The following is a 24244-nucleotide window of genomic DNA, read 5'->3' as shown; positions in this document are numbered from 1 at the left end:
CCGCCTGCAGTGGCAGTGGCAGTGACCGCACCAGCCAGCCCAGCCCGGTCCGCAGCAGCAGAACGCACTGCGCCAGATGCAGCCGAAGTCCGTCAGCGCGCCTGCGCGCTGCCCGAGCCCGCAGAAGGCCCGCGTGCTGATCGACGCATTCACGCGGGGGCTGCTGGCGGGCGGGTGCGGCTGAAAGGCCCCGTGCTCGGGGTTTGGCAAGCCGAATCGGCCCTTAGCGATTGATGGATAAGCGCTAGCTGCTATCTAAAAAAGAGCAAAGAGAGAGCTTTCATGAAAAACATCCTGGCCTTGATGGCCCTGTGCACCGCGCCGCTGCTGGCGCAGGCATCGAACTGCACCGGCGACAACGCCGATGCCGAATACATCCTGGGCGAGGCCGAGAGCACGGCCAGCGCCATGCACTGGCCCACCGGGCTGGTGTGGAAGCGCTGCGTGGAAGGCATGACTTACAGCTCCGGGCAATGCACGGGTACTCCGACATCTAACAAGTGGCCAAACTGGGCCACAAGCTATCTGCCGAAATACTTCACCGACTCGGGGCCTTACCCGCACAGCGCCCCCAGCACCCAGAACCTGCTGGCCAGCGGTGCATGGCGTATGGCCTACGAAAACGAGTTGATCAGCATCACGCAAACCTGCGGCAATAACCCCAGAGTCAACCGTATGGTGTTTCCTGATACGCCGTCTTCATACGTCTGGTCGGGTTCGCCCTATGCCAACGATTCGTACTACGCGTGGGTCGTGCATTTCTACTATGGCTACTTCGGCTTCGACGGCGGCCGCAACGACGGTAACCACGTTCGGCTGGTGCGTGGTGGACAGTCTTTTGCGGGTTTGTCGTTATCCTCAACGAGCGGACCTGCAGGCCAGCAGACAAATTTTTCCCCCATCACGCTGGCAACCAGCACCGGTACTGGTCAAGCCTGGGGCGGTGCGCGCATCAGTGGTGCGGGCAATCCGGTCTTTCAGGTAAACGGGGGCGCTTGGGTGCAACAGGCCATCGTCACAAGCGGTGACCAAATTACGGTGCGCCTGACGGCCCCAGCCAGTGGTGCCAACACCGCCACCCTCACCCTGCGCAGCGGCCAGACCACGGGCACCAGCGCCAACGCTGCCAATGGCGGCAACGAAGCCACGGTCATGCAGGAAACCAGCGCCAGCTTCACGCTGACTGCAGTGCCCGCCACGGTCGACGGTGCCTGCGGCAGTGCCCACAGCGTGGTCACGCTGACGCCCCCGCCCGACGACGGCAGCCTGTGCAGCGCAGGCACGTACAGCAACTACAGCGTTTCGGGCGCGGGTTGGGCCTGGAAATGCAATAGCAGCAACGGCGGCGCGCAGGCCTCGTGCCAGGCGCCTAAGGGCTACACCGTCACGCCTTCGGCCAGCGCCAATGGCAGCATCAGCCCGGCTACGGCGCAGGTGGTGGCGATGAACACCCAGGCCAGCTTTACCGTCACACCCCAGGCGGGCTACAGCGCGGCGGTGGGCGGCACCTGCGGCGGCAGCCTGGTGGGAAGCACCTACACCACGGCGGCCGTGGTGGGCGACTGCACGGTGCAGGCCAGCTTTGCACCCGCCACCTACCCCATCACCCCCAACGCCAGCCCCGCCAGCGGCGGCACGGTGGCCTGCACGCCCAACCCGGTGACGCATGGCCAGGACGCCACCTGCAGCGCCACGCCCGCCACGGGCTACCAGTTCACCGGCTGGACGGGGGCTTGCACCGGCACGGGTGCGTGCCAGCTCAGCGGCGTGACCGGTGTGCCCAGTGTGGGCGCCACCTTCGGCCTGGCCTCGGCACCCGCTGCGTGCGCCAGCACCACCGTGCTCCACGCCGCGCCCGATGGCAGCGGTGACGGCAGCAGCTGGGCGCAGGCCGCCGCGCTGCAGCAGGCGCTGGCGCTGGCCAACGGCGACGCCGACCTGGGCCGGTGCTACGAGATCCGCCTGCGCCAGGGCGTGTACAAGCCCGGCCCGGCGGGGCGCCCGGAGCGGCACTTCGCCATTGACCGACCGCTGCAGATCAAGGGCGGCTACACCGGCAACGCGGCGCAGCCCGACGAGCGCGTGCTGCACGCCAGCAACACCGTACTGTCGGGCGACATCGGCGGCGACGACGAGGTGAACGCCCAGGGCATCACCGAAGTGGCGCGCTTTTCTCCAACCGACGGCAGCACCCCCTTGCCAGGCAACCAGCACGTTGGCATCAACAGCTACCACGTGGTGGTGATTGGCGGCGCGGTGGATGACAGCAACGGCAACGGCGTTTACACCGCCACCGAGGGCGACGCCCGTTTCACCCTGCTCGAAGGGCTGACCCTCACCGCCGGCGGGACGTCCGTCGATTGGGGGGCGATCCCGGAAGTCGATATCAAGGGCAGCGGACTGCTGTGCAACGGCGCGGGCGCTGGGCGGCAGTGCAGCCCAGCGCTGCGGCAGCTGCGCTTCAGCGGCAACTACGGCTGGGCCGGTGGCGGCTTGTTCAACAACGGCCAGCGCAGCGGCAACAGCAGCCCGGTGCTGACCGGCGTTACCTTCAGCGGCAATTGGGTGGCCCAGTGGGGCAGCGCACTGTTCAACAACGCCGACGCCAGCGGCACCAGCCGCCCCAGTGTCACCAACAGCACCTTCAGCGGCAACCATGCCGTCCTGGATGGAGCGGCCGTTTACAACGATGGTACCGGCGCGCGCCCCACCATTGCCCACAGCACCTTCAGTGGCAATGCGGTCACGGACACCGCGATGGGCTCCATCCTCTACGGTGACTCTAGCGTGACTGCCAGCATCGTGTGGGGCAACACGGGCACCTCCATCGGCGGCTGCGCGGCGACCGTGGTCGACAGCATCGTGCAAGGCGGATGCGTCGGCACCGGCATTCTGGATGTGGACCCGCTGCTCGGCCCGCTGCAAGACAACGGCGGCGCCACCCCTACGCAACTGCCCGCCAGTGGCAGCCCCGCCATCGACGCGGTGGACTGCGCTGCGGCCCCCACCACCGACCAGCGCGGCGTGGCACGCCCCCAGGGCAGCCGCTGCGACCTGGGCGCGGTGGAGGCGGTACTGCGGGTGGACGGCACCTGCGGTGCAGCCCAGGGTGTGGCGGTGCGTTCGGCACCTGGCGCCAGCCTGTGCGCTGCGGGGCAGACGAGCGCGGTGCTCACCGGCACGGCAGATTTCACCTGGCAGTGCACCGGCCTGAACGGCGGCGCCACGGCGCAGTGCAGCGCGCCGCGCCAGTACCTGGTCACCCTCGACATCACCGGCGACGGCGCGGCCACCCCCGCCACGCCCCAGGCCGTGGTGTACGGACAGGCCGCGCAGTTCACCCTGGCGCCCGGCGCGGGGCAGGCCGTGGCCTCGGCCAGCGGCTGCGGCGGCACGCTGGCGGGCGCGGTGTTCACCACCGCCGCAGTGCAGGCGGACTGCACGGTGGACGTGCGCTTTGCGCCGCCCGGGCAGGCGGGTGCCTGTGGCGCGGCGCAAGGCCAGGCGAGCATCACCCCGCCGATGGCAGAGCTGTGCAGCGCAGGCCAGCCTGGGGATGTGCAATCCGTGCGTGGCCAATACGCCTGGACCTGCGCCGGCACGCAGGGCGGGGCGTCCGCCACATGCACCGCACCCTGGGCGCTGGCCGGTGGCACGGGCGCGCGCGCCTCGCTCGACCTGCCCATGCCCGGGCAGAACAATGGCTGGAGCCTGTCGGCCGTGAGCGTGACGGCCGCATTGCCCGCGCCGCTGCCCCCGGGCGCGCGCAGCACCTTCCACCCCCTGCAACTGCTCCTGAGCGGCGGCACGGCGGCGCAGGCCCAGGTCATCGTGCACTACAGCGAGCCCGTGCCCGAGGGCGCCGTCTACCTGAAATACGGCCCCAGCCCCGAGGGCCTGAACTGCACGGGCGATGCCTGCCGCCAGGCGCACTGGTACGCGCTGCCGGGCGCCGAGTTCTCGCCCGACCGCATGAGCGTGCGCCTGCTGCTGACCGACGGCGGCGCGGGCGACAGCGACGGCGTGCTTGACGGCCAGATCACCGACCCCGGGATGCCCGCGCTCTTGGCGGCGCCCGCACCCGGCAATGCGCAGCCCATCCCCACGCTGGGCGAATGGGGTGCGCTGCTGCTCGCGGCGCTGTTGGGCTTAGTGGGCCTGCGCAGGGTGCATGCCCGGGCACCGGCATAGCAGCGTGGCTTGTGCCAAAAATGGCCTTAAGCGCTTTCTGGTAAAGCGCTGGCAGCTATCTATTTAGTAGCGCTGGTGTTACATGGCTTTGAACAAGTGCGCATACAGCCGACTCACCGCCAGGCGCTCGGGCCGCTCGTGCAGGTGCAGGTGCAGGCGGCCGGCTTCGTCGCGCGTGGCGCTGGCGATGGCGCTGGCACGCACCAGCGTACCGCGGTGCACCTGCCAGAACGCGGCGGGGTCGAGTTGTGCGGCCAGCTCCTTGAGCGGGGTACGGATCAGGTACTCGTGCGTGGCGGTGAGCACGCGCACGTATTTGTCGGCGGCCTCGAAGTACAGCACCTCGGCCACGGGCACAAAGTGGATCTGCGTGCCGCTGCCCGTCTGGCGCATGGCCTGGATCATGTGCAGGCGCGGGGCGGCTGGCGCGGCGCCCAGGCCGGGGGTGTGCAGCAGCGCGCGCAGCTGGGCAAACGTGTCTTCCGGCGCTGGGGCGGCGCCGCGCTGCAGCGCCTGGCGCAGCTTGTGCACGGTCTTTTCCAGGCGGGCGGGCTGCACGGGTTTGAGCAGGTAGTCCACGGCCTGCGTCTCGAAGGCCTGCAGGGCGTACTGGTCGTAGGCGGTGACGAACACCAGCGCGGGGAAGGGCGCTTCGTCCGCAGGCCAGGCGTCGGCCAGGGCGGCGGCGGCGTCCAGGCCGCTTTGGCCGGGCATGCGGATGTCGAAGAACAGCACCTCGGGCCGCAGCGCCAGCGCTTCGCGCACGGCAGAGAGGCCGTCGCCCACGGTGGCGGCCACGCGCAGCCCGGGCCAGGCCCGGGCCAGTGCCTGCTGCAGTGCCGCGGCCAGCAGCGGTTCGTCCTCAGCGATCAGGGCGCGTGGCGGTGTGGGTGTCGGTGGCATATTGCAAAGGAAATGTGACGATGGCGCTTGTCCCACCTGCGCTGGCAGCTATCAATTCGAGAGTTCCCTCGGGCCCGTAAAGCGTGGCCAGGCGCTCGCGCACCTGTTGCAGGCCAAAGCCGCTGCCGGGCGTTGCCGTTGCGTCCAGGCCCGCGCCTGGATCCACGCCTGGGTCCAGCCCTTGGCTGGGGCCTGGGCCGGTATCGTGCACGCACAGTTGCAGGCGGCGGCCTTGGTCGGTGGCCTGGGCGCGTACCGTGATGCGCCCGCCCGCGAGCTGGGGCTCCAGCCCGTGGCGGATGGCGTTTTCCACCAGCGGTTGCAGCAGCAGCGGTGGCACGCTGGCCTGGGCCAGCGGCGCGGGCAGTTCGAGCGCGTAGCCCAGGCGCGCGCCCATGCGCACGGCCATGAGGGCGAGGTAGTCGTCCAGCCGCGCGAACTCATCGGCCAGGGGGTGGCGTTCGCGGCGCGAGGCGCCGAGCGTGGCGCGCAGGTAGTCGATCAGACGGTCCAGCATGTGCCCGGCCCGCTCAGGGTCGGTGGCGATGAGCGCGCGCAGGTTGGCCAGCGTGTTGAACAGCATGTGCGGCTCCAGCTGTGCCTCCAGCAGCTTGAGCCGGGCTTCGGCAGCGGTGCGCTGCGCCTGCGCCATGTGCAGCTGCAGCTGCTGCGCCTGGGCTTGCGTGTAGAAGAAGTACGACAGGATGGTGCCCGTGGCCAGGGTGAGCAGCAGCATGGCCTGCCAGCTGCGGCCTTGCCACAACGGGTGCGGGGTTCCGCTGTAGGCGTCGCCCAGGGCGGTGCCCAGCACGAAGCCGGTCACGCTGCCCGCGAGCACCAGCAGCACGCCGCGCGGGCCGGGCGGCCAGCCCTTGGTGCAGCCCATCTCGATCACCAGCCATGCGGTCAGGCCGATGGCTAGGGAGTAGGCCCACTGCACGTCCCATGCGCCCTGGCCGGAGAGCGTCAGCGCCAGTGCGATGAAGCTGCAGAAAACCGCCGTGCCCAGGCCGCGGCGCAGGAAGGTCGGAAGGTCGGTGGGCGGCATGGGGCTGGATTGCGGGACGGGCGGCGGTGTGGCCCGCATTGTGCGGCAGGCCTGGCGGGCGGGCATGGGGCGGGCTCCGGTGGGTCGATTGCTGAGGCGTGGGGTGCACTGTGCTTGCCCGCATCGCTGCCGAACAGCGCCCTGCGACGAAACGCGGCGCCACGGCGCCGGATGCCGCCGTGGCGGCGCGGGCGGTGGGTGGGGGCGGATAATCGCTCCCTTTTTCGCTGCGAGGAACGCGCGTGGATATCGTTTTGCTGCTCAAGGCCGCCATCATGGGCGTGGTCGAGGGTTTGACCGAGTTTTTGCCCATCTCTTCCACCGGCCACCTGATCCTCGCGGGCGCGCTGCTGGGGTTCGACGACGCCAAGGCCAAGGTGTTCGACATCGCCATCCAGACGGGGGCGATCTTTGCGGTCATCCTGGTCTATTGGGAACGCATCCGCACCACCGTGGCAGCGCTGCCCACGCAGCGCCAGGCGCAGCGTTTTGCGCTGAACGTGCTCATCGGCTTCCTGCCTGCCGTGGTGCTGGGGTTGCTGCTGGGCAAGGCGATCAAGGCGCACCTGTTCACGCCGGTGGTGGTGGCGAGCACTTTCATCGTGGGCGGCTTCATCATCCTGTGGGCCGAGCGGCGCCAGCAGGCGGCCGTGCGTATCCAGTCGGTGGATGAGATGGGCCCGCTGGATGCGCTGAAGGTCGGCCTGGTGCAGTGCCTGGCCATGGTGCCGGGCACCAGCCGCAGCGGCGCCACCATCATTGGCGGCATGCTGCTGGGCCTGTCGCGCAAGGCGGCCACCGATTACTCGTTCTTCCTGGCCATTCCGACGCTGATCGGCGCGGGCGTGTACAGCCTGTACAAGGAGCGCGCACTGCTGTCGGTGGCCGATGTGCCGCTGTTCACCGTGGGCCTGGTGTTTTCTTTCATCAGCGCGTGGCTGTGCGTGCGCTGGCTGCTGCGCTACATCAGCTCGCACAGCTTCGTGCCGTTTGCCTACTACCGCATCGTGTTCGGGCTGGTGGTGCTGCTGACCGCCTGGTCAGGGCTGGTGACCTGGGCGGACTAAGCCCATGAACACGCTCTAACGTCCGGCGGGGGCGATCAAGCGGACGACAAGGCCAGGTCGCCGCGGTTGCGGCGCAGGCAGAACTTGCCGCTTTGCTTGCCGCTGTACATGGCGGCGTCGGCCCGCTTGAGCAGTGTGGCAGCGTCCATGCCGTCGTCGGGGGCGATGGCATAGCCAATGGTCAGGCCGACCTGTATCTGTACGCTGCCCAGTGCGAAGGGCGTATGGAAGGCGTCGAGCAGCTTTTGCCCCAGGTCGTGCGCCTGCTGTGGGCTGAGCAGGCGTTCGGTGACCACCACGAATTCATCGCCGCCCAGCCGCGCGATCAGGTCGCTCTGGCGCAGCGTACTTCGCAGGCGGTGCGTGGCCGCGACCAGCAGTTCGTCGCCGACATCGTGGCCGTACAGGTCGTTGACGGGCTTGAACCCGTCCAGGTCCAGGATATAGACCCCTAGAAGGTTGCCCGGGCCCGCGTGCGTAAGCGCCGACGCCAGGGCCGCCTGCAGTGCGCGCCGGTTGGGCAGGCCGGTCAGGGCGTCGCTGTGCGCCAGGGAGTGCAGGGCGTCGCGCTCCTGGCGTGCGTGCAGCGCCGCCTCGCGCAGCGCCTGGGTGCGCAGGCCCAGTACCCGCATGAACAGCAGCATGTCCACCGTCGCGGAGATCTGGAACGAGTGCAAGCTCCAGAAGTTGACAGGAATCGCTCCGTTGATGACGCCGATGATGGTCGCCGCGCCGCCTGCGTACACGAGCCATGCCACCAGCAGGGTGGTGCCGATGGGGTCGCCGGCACGTGCGCGCCGCAGTGCCCCGGGCAGGCTCAGCAGGGCCGGCATGGGGCCCAGGATGCTGACGATCGTCGCCACCTGCTTGAGGCTGAGCAGGTCGAGCGCGTGGGCCAGGCCCAGCACGGCCGCGCCCACCGCACCCCTGCGCATGAGCCGGAGGAAGCGGCTCTGCGGCGCATCGCCCGCCACCGCCTGGCTCATGAACAGGAAGCTGCCCGCCAGGGCCATGAACGAGGACAGCCCCACGGCATGGTCTGTCAGCCAGGGGCTGTGGCCCCACAGGTACTGCTGGCCAATACCGAAGAAATGCAGCGAGTACAGCAGGCTGCCGCTGGTCATCAGCGCGTACTGCAGGAACAGGGGCTCGCGCAGGCTCATCCACTGGGCCAGGCTATAGAGGATGAGGCACAGCGCCAGCCCGGCGAGCACACCTTGCAGGATGTGTTCGTTCAGCGCGCGCTCCAGCATGGCGGGCGGGGTGTTGAGGGTGATCGGCAGGATCATGGCGCCGCGCGTTTGCACGCGCAGCAGCAGCGCGTAGCGCTGGCCGGGCAGCAGCTCCAGCGCCACCGCCGGGGTGCGTGCGGGCAAGGGGCGTTCGGCGCGCGGGATGTCGGAGCCCAGGGCCACATGGCGCAGTACGCGGTCAGCCTGCAGCACGTAAACGTCGATGCGGTTCAGGTCCGGGTGGTTGATGTCCAGGGTCCAGCGGCCCGCCGACGCCGGGTCCACGGCCAGGCTGGCGTGCAGCCAAACGGCGTCTTGGCGCACTCCCAGGGTGGCGCTGGCCTGGGGCGCCTCAAAGGCCGACAGCCGCGCCAGCGCCTGCTCCAGTGTCGCCTGCCCCGAGGCGTCCGCCCACAGCGTGACTGCTGGCCACAGCGCCACACTGCCCGCGCTGTCGGCCAGCAGCGCCGGCGTACGCTGGGCAGGCAGGGGGCTGGTTTGCGCCAGGGCCGCCCAGGGCAGTGCGGCCCCGCAGAGCCAGCACAGCCACGCCAGCCACAGCAGGGGCCAGCCGCGCTGCGGCGTTCGGCGGAGGGCGGTTGGCATCGGGTTCAACCGGGGCAGCATGCTGCGGTACGGGCCATGCCCTGCGGCCGGGCCCAAGCTGCCGTGGCGGCCGTCCGGCGATCTTGCCGGTGGTGGGGCCCGCCAGGCGTGCGGGGGGCGTTGCTCCAGCGGGCGATGGCTTTCGGCATGGCGCCGGGCGCGGCGTCGTTGGCAGCGCGCAGTCGGGCATCTGTCATGGGGGGCTCGGTTTGGTGCGTCCAGCGCAGTGATGGCAACATGTATCGTGTTGTAACGATTGTCCCCAGTGTAGGGGAACGGCGCTGGCCGTGCCGGTGTGCGCTTTTTCCGAGCGTCAGTCCGCGAGGTTCAGTACCGCCGCCTCGATGGCGGCGGCTGTGGCGGCGGGGCGCTCCATGGGGAACAGGTGGGTGCCGTCGAGCATCATGATGCGGCCTTCGGTGATGCGCCGGGTCATCGCCATGCCTACCTGGCGCATTTCCACCGAGTCGCGCCCGCCGATGAAGGCGGCGCGGCAGCGCAGGGGGTGCTGGTGCAGCAGGCGCGCCAGGTTGTGCGGCAGGGTGTTGTAGATCTGCGTTTCCACGGCACGGTCGAAGGCCAGGACGCGCTTGCCGTGCGCGTCGTCGTGCAGGCAGTGGGTCACATAGTCCTGCAGCACTTCGGCGTCCCAGTGGGCGAAGGCCTTCTTGCGGCGGAAGTGCTCCAGCGCCTCCTGCGTGCTGGCCCAGGTGTTGCGTCGCGCGCGGCTCACGCGCCCCGGCGAGACGGCGCCCACCACCTGGGTGTGCTTGGCCACGCCCAGGGCACTGGCGCGCCAGCCGCCGATCAGGGGCGAGTCGATCATCACCACGCCGCGTGCCAGCTCTGGGTGCCGCGCCGCGGCCATGACGCTGAGAAAGCCGCCCAGCGAGTGCCCGACCAGGAAGGCGCGCTGCCCGGTGCGCTGCTGCTGCGCGGCGGCAAAGTCGGCCAGCTGCTGCACCAGGTGCGGCCAGTTGCTGGTGACGGGGTAGTGCGCGTCGTGGCCGTAGCGCTCGACTGCGCTGACCTCGAAGCCGCGCTGGCGCAGGTGGCCGAACAGCACACGGTAGGTGCTGGCCGGAAAGCTGTTGGCGTGCGAGAAGACGATGGAGGTCATGGCGTGGGCCGGGCAGGGCGTGCAGGAAGGCTCCGGCACAGAGGCCGGACGTTCAAGAATGATAGCTTCCCGCGCAAGCCAGCAAAGGGCTGGGTGCCATTTTGATGCGAAGAGTCCGCACGGTGCTCACAGGCTGCGCTTGGCGCTGGCCAGCAGCGTGGTGACCTCCAGCGAGACCTGCGCGAACTCCGAGCCCGCGCCGATCAGCTGGCCGGCGTCGGTGTACTGGCCGGCGTTGATCTTGCGCGCCACGCTGCCCGCGCTTTGGTGAAAGGCCGCGTGCTTTTGCAGCAGCTGCGTGAACAGCGGGCGCGTACCCCAGCGCTTGCCGCCGTCGCCGTGCAGCCACTGGCCCAGCGGGCAGCGGTCGTCGCGGCAGATGGTGTCGGCGTCCAGCTGTTCGTGGTTGGCGATGGCCTGGCGCAGCCGCACTTTCCACTTGCGGTGGGCCTCGATGGCCTGGTCGAAATCGAAGTTCTCGCGCTCCTCCAGTGCCAGGCGGGCGTCGTGCTGCGCCATGCGCGCGTCCACATGCGCGGGCATCTTGAAGTGCGCCACTTCCACCGCCAGGGTGTGGGCCTGCTCCTGCATGGCCGCCGAGGCGGCAGCCGTCTGCTCGACCAGCGCGGCGTTTTGCTGCGTCATTTGGTCAAGCTGCTGCACGGCCTGGCCAATCTGGGAGATGCCCTGGTTTTGCTCGCGCGCGCCGGTGGCGATTTCACCCAGCAGCTGGTTGACTTGCTGCGACGAGGCCACGATGTCCTCGATGGTGGCGCCCGCCTTGCGCACCACCTGCGCGCCGCTGGCGATTTGTTCCACGCTGCTGCCAATCAGGGTCTTGATCTCCCGCGCTGCTGCGGCGCTGAGGCCTGCCAGGTTGCGCACCTCGGTGGCCACCACGGCAAAGCCGCGCCCCTGCTCGCCGGCCCGAGCGGCCTCGACGGCGGCATTGAGCGCCAGCAGATTGGTCTGGAAGGCGATGCCGTCGATGGTGGCGATGATCTCGGCGATCTTGGCCGACGAGGCGCGGATGCCCTCCATGGTCTGCACCACCTCCTGCATGACACGCCCGCCGTCCGTGGCCATCTCGGCGTTGTGGCGCGCCCGTTGCGACGCCTCCTGCACATGCTCGGTGCTGTTGTTCACCGTGGAGGCGATTTCCTCCATCGACGCCGCCGATTCCTCCAGGCTCGCCGCTGCCGCTTCCGTGCGGCGCGACAAATCCATGGCGCCGCTGGCAATCTCGGTGGCCGTGTGCACGATCTCGTCGCCCGAGCGGCGCACGCGCCAGACCATGTTGCGCAGTGCGTCCTGCATCTTGTGCAGCTCCACCATCAGGTCGGCGGCCTCGTCGCTGCCCCAGGGCTCGGGGGAGGTGGTCAGGTCACCGTCCGTCATGGCGCGCAGGTGGCGGCGCGTTTCGCGCAGGCCGCCGTCCATCACCCGGTAGAAGCTCAGGAACAGATAGCCGGCCACCGCCAGCGTGATGAGCACGCACGAGCCCGCCCAGGCCAGGCGGCGCAGCAGAACCTGCTGCACGTCATCGACGTACATGCCCGATCCGATCACCCAGCCCCAGGGCGCGAAACCGAGTACGTAGGAGACCTTGTCCACCGGCACGTCGCTGCCTGGCTTGGGCCACTTGTAAGGTACGAAGCCCTTGCCGTTGCTGCGCACCATGTCGGCGAAGGCGTTGAACAGCGCCAGGCCGTTCGGATCCTTGAAGCCGCTCACGTCCTGGCCGTTCAGCTCGGGCTTGAAGGGGTGCATGACCATGCGCGGCTGCATGTCGTTGATCCAGAAGTACTCCTGCCGCTCGTAGCGCAACTGCTCGATCAGGCGCAGCGCCTGCTCCTGCGCCTGCTCGCGTGTGAGCGTGCCCGCCTGCTCCTGCGCGTGGGCCCAGGCCAGCACGCCGTGCGCCACCTCCACGTGCTGGCGCGTGGCGTCCTTGCGCTCTTGCATGGTGTTGTTGAAATTGGCCATCAGCAGCCAGCCCACCAGGGCGAGCAGCGGCAGCATGAAGGCCAGCGAAATGATCGCGGCCTTCGACATGAAACGCATGTGGCGAAAGGCCCGCACGCCGGGCGCCCATATGCCGTGGTACTGAAAGAAGCCGGAGCCGTCAGCGTGCGGGGGCGTTGGGGGCGTGCCGTCGCTGGCGCGGGGAAGCAGGGGGGGCATGGATGTCTCGATTACATTTTTTTTCAAACAGCCAATCGTAAGAGTGCATACCGTAAGGCTGTGTCCGTAAAAATGACAATTGCCTTAATTAGTTCAATAGATTATTCATTGCCCTGGGCGCGGCTGGGGCGCTGCGCGCAGGGCAGTCAGAATGCATGAATGAATCGGCTTCCAGCGCTTTCCTGTAAAGCGCTGGAAGCTATGCTTTATGTAGCAATCGGGTGGTCGGCCGGGTGGCCGCATTCCGGGCGCCCGGTGCGGCGGAAGTCAGGCCGCAGGTGCCAGCCGCTTGAGCTGGTAGAGCGCGTCGAGTGCCTCGCGCGGGCTGAGCTGGTCGGGGTTGATCTGCGCCAGGGCGGCTTCCACGGCGCTGCCCATGGCCATTTCGGGCGCAGGGGGCGGGGCGAACAAATCCACTTGCTGGGCGTCTTCTGCGGCGCGCTCCTCCAGCGCCGCCAGGGCGTGGCGTGCGTGGTGCAGCACGGCGGCGGGCATGCCCGCCAGCTTGGCCACCTGCAGGCCATAGCTGCGGCTGGCGGGGCCGGCCTGGATTTCGTGCAGGAACACGATGTCGGCGCCGTTCTCCACCGCGCTCACGTGCATGTTGACGGCGTGGCGCGCCGTGGCGGGCAGCTCGGTCAGCTCGAAGTAGTGCGTGGCGAACAGCGTGAAGGCGCGCGTCTTGTCGTGCAGGTGCGTGGCAATGCCGCTGGCCAGCGCCAGGCCGTCGAAGGTGCTGGTGCCCCGGCCAATCTCATCCATCAGCACCAGGCTGTGCGGCGTGGCGGCGTGCAGGATCTGCGCCGCCTCCACCATCTCCAGCATGAAGGTGGACTGCGCGTTGGCCAGGTCGTCGGCCGCGCCGATGCGGGTGTGGATGGCGTCGATGGGCCCCAGGCGGCAGCGCGCTGCGGGCACGTGGCTGCCGATGCTGGCTAGCAGCACGATCAGCGCCACCTGGCGCATGTAGGTCGATTTACCGCCCATGTTCGGGCCGGTGATGATCTGCATGCGCTGGTTGGCGTGCAGCCGGGTGTGGTTGGCAATGAAGGCGCCGCTGGAGGTTTCGGCCAGGCGCGCCTCGACCACCGGGTGGCGGCCGGCTTCGATCTCGATGCACGGCTCGGGCGCGAACTGCGGCGCGCACCAGCCCAGCGTGAGCGAGCGCTCGGCGAAGGTGCACAGCACATCCAGTGCCGCCAGCGCGTGCGCCAGGCGTGTGAGTGCGGGCACGTGCGGCTGGAGCTGGTCGAGGATCTGCTCGTACAGCCACTTTTCGCGCGCCAGGGCGCGCTCTTGCGCGGAAAGGGCCTTGTCTTCAAACGCCTTGAGTTCCGGGGTGATGAAGCGCTCGGCGTTCTTCAGCGTCTGGCGGCGGCGGTAGTCGTCGGGCACCTTGTCGGCATGGCTGCTGGTGACCTCAATGTAGAAGCCGTGCACCTTGTTGAACTGCACGCGCAGGTTGGGAATGCCGGTGCGCGCCTTTTCGCGCGTCTCCAGGTCGAGCAGGAAGGCGTCGCAGTTGCTCTGGATGGCACGCAGCTCGTCCAGCTCGGCGTCAAAGCCCGCGGCGATCACACCGCCGTCGCGTACCAGGGCGGCAGGCTCCTCGGCAATGGCGCGCTGCAGCAGCAAGGCGCATTCAGGGGGTGGTTGGAGTTGGTTGAAAATTTGTGCCAAATAGGGTTCTGGCGCTTGTCCAGACTGCGCTAGCAGCTCTGCTTTTTGTAGCGTTCGGGCCAGTGCCAGGAGTTCGCGCGGGCGCACCTGGCGCAGCGCGGTGCGCGCGGTGATGCGCTCGACATCGCTGACCCCCTTGAGCTGCTCGCGCAGCCAGCTCCACGGCGCCGGGCCCGGGCTGGCGGCATCGCCACGCAGCGCCTGCGTGGCGGCCAGGCGGGCGCTGGCCTCGGTGCGTTCGCGCCGCGGCTCCAGCAGCCAGGTCTTGAGCAGGCGGCTGCCCATGCCGGTCATGCAGGTGTCGAGCAGCGAGAACAGCGTGGGCGCATCCTCGCCGCGCAGCGTCTTCACCAGTTCCAGGTTGCGCCGCGTGCTGGCTGGCAGGTCGATCAGCTCGCTGCCGCGCTGCACCTGGATGCTGTGGATGTGCGTGAGCTGGCGTCCCTGCGTGTGCTCCGCGTAGTGCAGCAGCGCGGCGGCGGCGGCGTGGGCCTGCGCCAGATCCTGGGCGCCCCAGGCCTGCAGCGTGGCGGCGCCCGTGGCTTCGAGTAGCTTGCGCTCGCCCAGCGCACTGTCGAACTGCCAGTCGGGGCGCGGTGCGAGGGGGCAGGTGCAGGCGCCGCCCTGGCGCAGCTGCTGCAGCTGCTGCTCGAAGCGCTGGGTGGCGCCGCCGCTGTACAGCAGCTCGCTCGGGGCAATGCGCGCCAGCCAGCCGCCCAACTCCTCCAGCGTGCACTCGGCCAGGAACACGCGCCCCTGCGTCACGCTGAGCCAGGCCAGGCCGCAGCGCGCGCGTTTGCCCTGGTGCACGGCCAGCAGCAGCGATTCACTCTTGTCTGACAGCAGTTCGCTGTCGGTGAGCGTGCCGGGCGTGACCACGCGCACCACCTTGCGCTCCACCGGGCCCTTGGCCGTGGCCACGTCGCCCACCTGCTCGGCGATCGCCACCGATTCGCCCATCTTGATCAGGCGGCCCAGGTAGCTCTCCAGCGCATGGAACGGCACCCCGGCCATCAGCACCGGCTGGCCCGCCGACTGGCCGCGCTGGGTCAGCGTGATGTCGAGCATCCGAGAGGCCTTCTCGGCGTCTTGCCAGAACACCTCGTAGAAGTCGCCCATGCGGTAGAGCAGCAGCGTGTCGGGGTACTGGGCCTTGAGCTGCAGGTACTGCTGCATCATCGGCGTGTGGCTCTCGAGGTCGCGGAGCAAATCTTCGGAAGTGGGCGTTTCTGGACTCATTGCCTGTCGAACCTTTGTGAACCAGGGCGGTGCAAAGCCCGGCATTGTCCCCGACCTTTTGTGTCCCAAGCCTGCGGGCCTGCGTAGTCCCCAGAGGTTGCGGCATGGTGGGTTGTCTCGCGCCATGGGGCCTGCTCCAGGCCACGCCCGTGAGGGTGTATCGTGCGTGCAGGCCGTCGCCCGCGGCGGCGGTGGCCGGGTATTCCCGGGGGCGGCGTTTGTAACAAATGTTTCTCGCGGCGCCCTGGCTTTGCCATACTGCTCGGATTCTCGGATGCGATTGCTGTGCATGCATTCGAAACGCCCCTTGGGGCCTGGTTTGAAAAGGTGCCTGATTCATCGTGAAGCCCTCTGATCTGCTGTCTGCCTTGCTGGCCCCGGCGGGTGAACCGCAACTGCCGCACGCGGCCTATGTCGGTCTGCAGGCCTTGCTGGATGCCTTGCCGATTGCGCTCATGGAGTTCCGTCTGAGCGGCGAGTCCTTGGTTTTGCTCACGGCCAATGCTGCGGCGCGCCGTATGCCAGGGCTAGGGGGGGTGCGTGAGCCGGGTGCCGATGCCCGCACCGTGTTTGACCAACTCGCCAGCACGGCGCTGATCGACCAGCTTTGCGGCGTGGCGCGGCTGGGTGTGCCGTTGGACGGGCGCCACGTGCTGCGCGATGGTCCCCGGCTGCAGCTGGCCTGGGACATCGCGGCGCGGCGCATGGCGAGCGACTGCGTGCTGGTGGCCGTCAGTGATGTGTCGGAGGCCGAGGGGCTGCGCCAGGCCCTGCAGTCGTGCGAGCAGGCGCTGGCCGAAGCGCGGCGCGACCTGCGCGAGCAGACCGAGGTGTTCGACACCATGGAGACCCTGGCCCGTGCCGGCCACTGGCGGCGCATCAAGGACCCCGGCGAGACCGTGCTGTTGTGGTCGCCGGGCTTGTGCGAGATCGCCGGGTACGAGCGCCAGGAATGGCTGGATCCTGAATATGCGATGAGCGGCATCCTGCCCGAGGACCGGCCGCTGTTCGAGGCGGCGAGCCGGGCCCAGGATGGCGCCAACGTGGAGTACCGCTGGCGCCGTCCCGACGGCGAGGTGCGCTGGATGCGTTCGCGCGTGCAGCGCGTGCGCTCGCGCGACGGCGTGGCGGTGCAGATGGGCGTGGTGCAGGACGTGACCGAGGAGCACCGCGCCGCCGAGCAGTTGCGCGAGCAGCTGGTCTTCATCCAGCGCATTGCCAGTCGGGTGCCTGGTTTTATCTACCAGTACCGCATCCACCGCGACGGTTCCACGGCCAGCGTGCAGTACATCAGCGAGGCCGTGCGCGAATTTTTAGGTGTGGCGCCTGGCGAGGTGATGCGCGACCATGGTCTGCTGGAGCAGCGCGTGCTGCCCGAGGATGTGCCGCAGGTGCGCCGCTCGGCCATGCTGTCGGTGCGCCGCCTGGTGCCCTGGCAGAGCGAATACCGGGTGCGCATGCCCGATGGCAGTGTGCGCTGGCACATGACCAGCGCCGTGCCGCACCGCGAGAGTGACGGCACCGTCGTCTCGCACGGCTTCACCATGGACATCACCGAGCGCAAGCAGGCCGAGCAGCAGATCGAGCGTCTGGCCTTTTACGACGCGCTTACCGGTTTGCCCAACCGGCGCCTGCTGCTTGACCGGCTGCAGCGCTCCGTGGTGTTGAGCCAGCGCACGCGCCAGCAGGGCGCGCTGCTGTTCATCGACCTGGACAACTTCAAGGTGCTCAACGACACCCTGGGCCATGACATGGGCGACAAACTGCTCATTGAGGTGGCGCGGCGTCTGGTGGCCACGGTGCGCGAGAGCGACACGGTGGCGCGCTTCGGTGGCGACGAGTTCGTGGTGATGCTGGAACACCTGGCCTGCGACAGCGCCCAGGCAGCGCTGCAGGTGGAGGGCGTGGCGGAAAAGCTGCTGGCCCACGTCAACCAGCCCATCGTGCTGGGCGGGCACCACCACTACAGCTCGCCGAGCATCGGCATCGCGCTGTTCGGGGGCGAGCGCGTGGAAGTGCACGAATTGCTCAAGCGCGCCGACCTGGCGATGTACGAAGCCAAGGCCGGCGGGCGCAACACGTTGCGCTTCTTTGACCCGGCGATGCAGGCCGCAGTGAACGCGCGCCTGCACTTGGAGGCCGATATGCGCCAGGGGCTGGAGCGCGGCGAGTTCAGCGTGCACTACCAGCCCGTGGTGGACGAGCGCGCGCGCTTGGTGGGCGCCGAGGTGTTGCTGCGCTGGCGCCACCCCGTGCGTGGCATGGTGAGCCCGGCAGAGTTCATTCCGCTGGCCGAGCAAAGCGGCCTGATCCTGCCTCTGGGCCGCTTCGTGCTGCAGCAGGCCTGTGCGCAGCTGGCACGCTGGGCGCAAAGTCCCGCCACAGCGCATCTGAGCCTGTCGGTGAACGTGAGCGCGCGCCAGTTTCGCCATGCCGACTTCGTCGCCGAGGTGCTGGAGGCGCTGCGTGAGCATGCGGCCAATCCACGCAGGCTGACGCTTGAGTTGACCGAAAGCATGCTGCTGGGCGACATCGAGGATGCCATCGTGCGCATGCAGCAGCTCAAACGGGAGGGCATTGGCTTTGCCCTCGACGATTTCGGTACGGGCTATTCCAGCCTGAGCTTTCTCAAGCGCCTGCCACTGGAGCAGATCAAGATCGACCAGAGTTTCGTGCGCGATGTGCTGGAGGATCCGAACGACGCCGCCATCGTGCGCACCATCCTGGCTTTGGCGCAGAGCATGGATTTGCAAGTTGTGGCGGAGGGGGTGGAGACGGCGGGGCAACTGGGTTTTCTGCGCCTGCATGGCTGTGGTGGCTTCCAGGGCTACCTGTTCGGGCGTCCTGCGCCTTTGCAGGCCTGGGACGAAATGCTGTTCTCGGTGCGTTGACCGGCGATGGCACAGAGCGTGATCGACAAACTGGAGGTGCGCGATGCACGCTGGGTGCCGGGCGCGCTGGTTGTGGTGTTGCTGTCCTTGCTGGGCGCCTGGCTGGCGGTGCAGACCATGGAGTCGCTGCACCAGATGCAGCGCGCCGAGGAGCGTGCCCGCACCTTGCAGCAAACGGCCCAGGCCCTGCTGGGCAAGACCACGGGCGGCCCTCTGCGCGATGCCGTGGCGCAGCTGGGGTTGCATGAGCCGCTGCTCAAGGGCCTGGCGCTGGGCACGCTGCCGCCCGACGCGCCCGATGCGCTGGCGCGCCTGGCGCAGGCCCGTGAGCGTTTAGGCGGCAGCGATGTCTATGTGCTGGACAAGGTGGGTACGGTCGTCGCCCACGACACCGCGGGTGAGAGCATGGCCGGGTTCAACCTGTACGTGCAGCCGTATCTGCAGCAGGCGCTGCGCGGCGTGGCCAACGTTTACGCCGCCTTGGCGCCCAAGACCTTTACGCGCGGGCTGTACTACGCCGCCCCACTGTACGCCGGGGATACGGCCACGGGCCCCGTGGTTGGGGCCATCGTGCTGCAGGCGAGCTTCCAGCCGCTCGATGCACTGCTGCTGCGCAGCGGCATGACCGTGCTGCTGCTGTCGCCGCAGGGCGTGGCGTTCGCTTCCACGCGGCCGGATTGGCAGTACGCCATGCTGCCGCCGCTGGCGCAGGAGCGTATTGACGAGGTGCGTGCACTGCGCCAGTTCGGTACGCATTTCGACAACGGCATGGCCTCCGCCTTGCCATTCGGCGCGGGGGCGGCACGCGCGCAGATCAATGGCAAGGCCTACGCCATCACGCGCCAGCCCGTCGAGTGGTTTGACCCCGCGGGCCCCTGGCAGCTCGTGGCGCTGGACGATGTCACCAGCCTCATGCCGCCCGCGTTGAGCTGGAAGGTGGGGGGCGGCGCATTCGTCGTGCTGTTCCTTTTGGGGGGCATGCTGCTGGACATTCTGCGCAGCCGCGCCCGCATGGCGGCGGTGATGGAGCGCTTCCAGGTGCTGGGCGCGGCGCTGGAGAGCAGCCCGGTGGGCGTGGTCATCACCGATGCGCAGGGCCGCATCGAGTGGGTCAACCCGGAGTACGAGCGCAGCACCGGCTACAGCCTGGCCGATGTGCGCGGCCGCAAGCCGGGCCTGGTCGCCAGCGGCCAGACGCCAGCGCAGACCTATCGGGAAATGTGGGCCGAACTGCTCGCGGGCCGCTCCTGGCGCGGCGAGTTCATCAACCGGCGGCGCGACGGCAGCATCTACCACGACGATGCCACGCTCTCCCCGGTGTTCGACAAGAAGGGGCGCTGCATCGCCGTGGTGGGGCTGCAGCAGGACGTGACAGCGCGCATCCACGCGCAGCAGGAGCTGCAGCAGCGTGAGCGCCAGCTCAACGAGCTGCTGGACCAGCAGACCGCCATCTTCGACCATGCGCCACCTATCCTGTTGGTGTGCGATGGGCGTTTTCGCCGCTGCAACCCGGCTTTTGCGGAGCTCATGGGCGCGCCGGAGCAGGCCCTGGTCGGGCTGCCCGTGCAGCGCCTGTTTGGCAGTGTGCAGAGCTGGCGCGACTTCAACGCCCGTGTGGCACTGGCGCTGGCGCAGCAGCAACCTGTGCGTGACGTCTGGGAAATGCAGCGCTTCGATGGCACCCCCTTCCAGGCGCGCCTGTCCGGGCGCAGTGTGCGGCTGGCCGGCTGCGAGAAGGGCTCGCTGTGGGTCATCGAGAACGTCACCGAGGCGCTGCGTGCCGAAGCCGCAGTGCGCGAGGCGAACGAACGCCTGGCGCTGGTGCAGGAGGCCGGTCTGATCGGGGTGTTCGACGCAGACTTCGTGCGTGAGGAGGTCGTGTGGTCCGACAAGCTGCTCGAAATGCTGGGCCTGCCAGCGGGCACCAACCGCCGCCCGCTGGCCGACTGGTCCGCCACCCTGCACCCGGACGACCGTGCACAAGCGCTGGAGCATTTCCAGGGCTGCGTGAACGGGACGGCCAGCGAGATTCAGAATACCTGGCGCATCGTGCGCCCGGATGGCCAGTGGCGCTGGATGATGCTGTCGGCGCGCATCGTGCGCGACGCCGACGGCAAGGCCCGGCGTGCGGTCGGGGTGAACATCGACGTGCATGTGCAGAAGCTGCTGGAGGCGCGCGTGGCTGAGCAACTGGCGTTCCAGCAAGCACTGCTCGACACCGTGCCGGTGCCCGTGTTTTACAAGGACGCCCAGGGCCGATACCTGGGCACCAACCGCGCCTTCGAGGAGCTGATGGGCCAGGAGCGTGACACCATGGTCGGCAAGACGGTGCTCGACTACGCCGGCGTACCACTGGCCCAGCGCCAGGCGCAAGCCGAGGAGGATGCATTGGTCATCCGCCAGGGCATCACGGTGCACAAGGAGACCCAGCGCATCTTCCGCGACGGTCTGGTGCACCAGGTATCGCACTGGACGCGGGGCTTTCGCCTGCCCGATGGCACGCCGGGCGGGCTCATCGGCACCTTCACAGATATCACCGAGCAAAAGCAGATCCAGCAGGAGCTGCGCGAAGCCAAGGAGGCGGCAGACGCCGCCAGCCGCGCCAAGAGCGATTTCTTGGCCAACATGAGCCACGAAATCCGCACGCCCATGAACGCCATCATCGGGATGTCGCACCTGGCGCTCAAGTCGGGATTGGATGCGCGCCAGCACGGCTACGTCAGCAAGATCCAGCAGGCCGGCCAGCACCTGCTGGGCGTGATCAACGACATCCTCGACTTCTCCAAGATCGAGGCCGGCAAACTGCAGCTTGATCCGCAGCCTTTCGAACTCGACCGCATGCTGTCCAGCGTGGTCGATGTGGTCGGCTACAAGGCCGGTGCCAAGGGCCTGGAGCTGGTGCTTGACGTGGCGGCAGACGTGCCGCAAAACCTCGTGGGCGATGCGCTACGGCTGGGGCAGATTTTGATCAACTTCGCCAACAACGCCATCAAGTTCACCGAGACAGGCGAGATCGCCATCGGCGTGCGCCTGCAGGAGCAGCGCGCGGGCACCGCGCTACTGCGCTTCGAGGTGCGCGACACCGGCATCGGCATTACGCCCGAGCAAATGGGGCGCCTGTTCCAAAGCTTCGAGCAGGCCGACAGCTCGACCACGCGCCGCTATGGCGGCACCGGCCTGGGCCTGGCCATCTGCCGCAAGCTGGCCCTGCTGATGGGCGGGGATGTGGGGGCAGAAAGCCAGCCTGGCCAGGGCTCGCGTTTCTGGGCCACGGTGCCGCTCGAGCTGGGCGAGCCGGCGCCGCAGCGCGCGCTCGGTGCCACCGCATTGCAAGGGGGGCGGGTGCTGGTGGTGGACGACAACCACGCCGCCGCCACGGTGCTGTGCGACATGCTGCAATCGCTGGGCCTGCAGGCCGAGCAGGTGCATTCGGGCGAGCAGGCGCTGGCCGCGGTGCGCGATGCGGTGGCCCAGGGGCACCCGCACAGCCTGCTGCTGCTGGATTGGCATATGCCGGGCATGGACGGCATCGAGCTGGCGCGGCGCATCCGGGCGCTGGATCTTGGCCCTGTGCCGCAAATGCTCATGGTCACGGCCTATGGGCGCGAGGATGTCATGCACGCGGCGCGCACGCAGGGCATCGAGACGGTGCTGATCAAGCCGGTCAGCGCGTCCGTGCTGTTCGAGACCCTGGTGCAGCCCATGGCCGCCATCAGCCAGCCGCTGGCTCGCGGCGCCAGCCTGGAAGACCCGCAGCAGCAAGCATTGCTGGCCCCGGTGCGCGGTGCGGCGGTGCTGCTGGTCGAGGACAACGAGCTGAACCAGCTCGTCGCCGTGGAGCTGCTGCGCGATGCCGGTTTTGCGGTAGACGTGGCTGCGCATGGCCAGCAGGCGCTCGACGCCCTGGAGCGCAAACGCTACGACGTGGTGCTCATGGACATGCAGATGCCCGTGATGGACGGCGAGACTGCCACGCGCCTGCTGCGGGCCGACCCCCGCTTCGCCAACCTGCCGGTGATCGCCATGACCGCCAACGCGATGGAGGCCGATCGCCAGCGCTGCTTCGCCGTGGGCATGAACGACCACGTGGCCAAACCCATCGACCCGGCGCAGCTGTGGGCGGCGCTGGCGCGCTGGATCCGCGCACGCCCTGGCCTGGGCGAGGCGGCGGCACCCGAGCCGCAGGCCGATGCCGTAACCGACGCTCTGCCGCAGACCCTGCCGGGTGTGGACATGGTGCTCGGGCTGCGCCGCGCGCTGGGCCGCCCGGGCCTCTACGCCGATCTGCTGCGGCGTTTCTCGCAAGGCCAGGCGGCCTGGGGGACGGATTTTGACGCAGCGCTGGCTGCCGGCGAGCTGCTGCAGGCCGAGCGCATGGCGCACACACTGCGCTCGGTGGCTGCCAACATCGGCGCGCAGGCACTGTCGCAGCAGGCGCAGGCGCTGGAGCAGGCCCTGCGCGCGCAGGCTCCGCAAGAGCAGGTGCAGGCCCTGCGCGATGCCCTGGAGGGCGCACTGCACCCGCTGCTACAGGCGCTCGCGGACTGGAGCATGGGCTTGGCCGCGCCGGTGCCGTCCGGCACGCCAGGGGTGGCAGCGGACGAGGCCCTGCGCCAGTTGTGCACCCTGCTGCGGGAGGACGATCCTGCAGCGCTTGAGTATTTGCAACACAATGTAGTCGTTCTCGAAGCAATGCTCGGGCCCCGCTTGCAGCGCGTGTACGACAGGGTTCAGGCATTCGAGTTCGAACAGGCGCTGGAGGCCATCGACGCGGCGGCGCCGCCGCCGTGATGCTGCACCGCAGCCACAACCCAGCAGGAGCATTCATGGACCATGCCCCGTTCTTTGATGCACAGTCGGCGTTCGTCGAGAAACCGATCGCCACGGTACTGGTGGTGGACGACACGCCCGACAACCTCTCGCTCATGGGCGGGCTGCTGCGTGACCATTACCACGTGAAGGTGGCTAACCAGGGGGAGAAGGCACTGAAGATCGCCCAGGGCGAGCAACCGCCCGACCTGATCCTGCTCGACATCATGATGCCTGGCCTGGACGGCTACGAGGTCTGCCGCAGGCTCAAGGCTAACCTGCACACGCGCGACATTCCCGTGATCTTTCTCACGGCACGCGCCGACATGGAAGACGAACGCCAGGGCCTGGCGCTGGGGGCAGTGGACTACATCACCAAGCCTATCAGCCCGCCCATCCTGCTGGCGCGCGTGGCCACGCACCTGGCGCTCAAGGCCTCGGCCGATTTCCTGCGCGACAAGAGCGCCTACCTGGAGCGCGAGGTGGCGCTGCGCACGCTGGAGGTGCAGGCCATCCAGGATGTGACCATCATGGCCATGACGTCCCTGGCCGAGACGCGCAACAACGAAACCGGCAACCACATCCGCCGCACCCAGCTGTACGTGAAGGCCCTGGCCGAGCACCTGCGCGACCACCCGCGTTTTGCCCACGTGCTCACCGACCGCATGGTCGACCTGCTGTACAAGTCGGCGCCGTTGCACGACATCGGCAAGATCGGCATTCCCGACGCCATCCTGCTCAAGCCCGGCAAGCTCACGGTGGAAGAGTTCGAGATCATGAAGACCCACACCACGCTGGGGCGCAACGCCATCGAGGAGGCCGAGCGGCGCCTGGGCATGCGCGTGGCGTTCCTGAGCGTGTCAAAGGAAATCGCCTACAGCCACCAGGAAAAGTGGGACGGCTCCGGCTACCCCGAAGGGCTCAAGGGCGATGCGATTCCCGTGTCGGCGCGCCTCATGGCCGTGGCCGACGTGTACGACGCGCTCATCAGCAAGCGCGTGTACAAGCCTGCATTCCCGCACGAGCAGGCCTGCGCTGCCATCGTCAAGGGCCGGGGCACGCACTTCGACCCGGACATGGTCGATGCCTTTGTCGCGATTGCCCAGGATTTCCTGCACATTTCGCAGCGCTATCCGGACCCGGATTAGCCCCGTAGCGATTTAAGGAAAAAATGCCTCTAGCCCTTTGCTGGAAGGCGCTGGAAGCTATGGATTCAAGAGCGTTTTCTTGCGCGGCAATGGATGCTTCGTGCCAGCAGCGGCTGGCGGGGCGGT

The 24244-nt window shown here is 68.5% G+C and carries 12 protein-coding genes; 5 read left to right on the top strand and 7 right to left on the bottom strand.

Translation table 11 applies throughout. From position 1 onward, the window contains the following. The first annotated feature begins 282 nt into the window (after positions 1-282). Positions 283-4191 (top strand): IPTL-CTERM sorting domain-containing protein, encoded by a 3909-nt coding sequence (locus BN2503_RS02050; RefSeq protein WP_054254975.1) that lies wholly within the window; start codon positions 283-285, stop codon positions 4189-4191. 78 nt (positions 4192-4269) lie between these two features. Here BN2503_RS02050 and BN2503_RS02045 read toward each other — a convergent pair whose 3' ends face one another. Then, positions 4270-5094, bottom strand: coding sequence for a LytR/AlgR family response regulator transcription factor (locus BN2503_RS02045; RefSeq protein WP_054254974.1), 825 nt, complete (start codon positions 5092-5094; stop codon positions 4270-4272). After that, positions 5054-6142: a sensor histidine kinase gene (locus BN2503_RS02040; RefSeq protein ID WP_054255002.1), complete on the bottom strand. Its 1089-nt coding sequence runs from the start codon at positions 6140-6142 to the stop codon at positions 5054-5056. The genes BN2503_RS02045 and BN2503_RS02040 overlap by 41 nt, the downstream gene beginning before the upstream one ends. Positions 6143-6384: 242 nt before the next feature. Here BN2503_RS02040 and BN2503_RS02035 point away from each other — a divergent pair, with 242 nt between their 5' ends. Then, positions 6385-7209, top strand: a complete 825-nt coding sequence (locus tag BN2503_RS02035; RefSeq protein WP_054254973.1) for an undecaprenyl-diphosphate phosphatase — start codon at positions 6385-6387, stop codon at positions 7207-7209. 35 nt (positions 7210-7244) lie between these two features. Here the strand turns inward: BN2503_RS02035 and BN2503_RS02030 are convergent, their stop codons facing one another. From BN2503_RS02030 to mutS, 5 genes are all read right to left on the bottom strand, one after another. Then, positions 7245-9047 (bottom strand): diguanylate cyclase, encoded by a 1803-nt coding sequence (locus BN2503_RS02030; RefSeq protein WP_082366470.1) that lies wholly within the window; start codon positions 9045-9047, stop codon positions 7245-7247. A 5-nt stretch (positions 9048-9052) separates the two neighbouring features. Beyond that, positions 9053-9244 carry a hypothetical protein gene (locus BN2503_RS19900; protein ID WP_139235362.1) on the bottom strand — a complete coding sequence of 64 codons (192 nt, stop codon included), beginning with the start codon at positions 9242-9244 and terminating at the stop codon, positions 9053-9055. 116 nt (positions 9245-9360) lie between these two features. Next, complete coding sequence (locus BN2503_RS02025) at positions 9361-10167, bottom strand: alpha/beta fold hydrolase (RefSeq protein WP_054254972.1); 807 nt, start codon at positions 10165-10167, stop codon at positions 9361-9363. Positions 10168-10293: 126 nt separating this feature from the next. Further along, the gene (locus tag BN2503_RS02020) at positions 10294-12351 is read right to left on the bottom strand and encodes a methyl-accepting chemotaxis protein (protein WP_082366469.1); all 2058 of its coding nucleotides are present in this window, start codon (positions 12349-12351) and stop codon (positions 10294-10296) included. Between the two features lie 267 nt (positions 12352-12618). Next, a complete protein-coding gene (gene mutS / locus BN2503_RS02015; RefSeq protein ID WP_175537922.1) occupies positions 12619-15210 on the bottom strand; it encodes a DNA mismatch repair protein MutS in 2592 nt (863 codons plus the stop codon). A gap of 401 nt (positions 15211-15611) precedes the next feature. Between mutS and BN2503_RS02010 the strand changes: the two genes are divergently transcribed. From BN2503_RS02010 to BN2503_RS02000, 3 genes are read left to right on the top strand one after another with little or no spacing between them, the layout of a single operon-like run. Beyond that, complete coding sequence (locus BN2503_RS02010) at positions 15612-18161, top strand: sensor domain-containing protein (RefSeq protein WP_054254970.1); 2550 nt, start codon at positions 15612-15614, stop codon at positions 18159-18161. Between the two features lie 18 nt (positions 18162-18179). After that, positions 18180-22952: a PAS domain S-box protein gene (locus BN2503_RS02005; RefSeq protein ID WP_353611889.1), complete on the top strand. Its 4773-nt coding sequence runs from the start codon at positions 18180-18182 to the stop codon at positions 22950-22952. A 35-nt stretch (positions 22953-22987) separates the two neighbouring features. Beyond that, positions 22988-24118, top strand: coding sequence for a response regulator (locus BN2503_RS02000; protein ID WP_054254999.1), 1131 nt, complete (start codon positions 22988-22990; stop codon positions 24116-24118). Positions 24119-24244: the final 126 nt, after the last annotated feature.

Source organism: Paenacidovorax caeni (genome assembly GCF_001298675.1).
Taxonomy (GTDB): Bacteria; Pseudomonadota; Gammaproteobacteria; order Burkholderiales; family Burkholderiaceae_C; genus Paenacidovorax; species Paenacidovorax caeni.
This window is presented reverse-complemented; position numbering and strand designations above follow the sequence as displayed.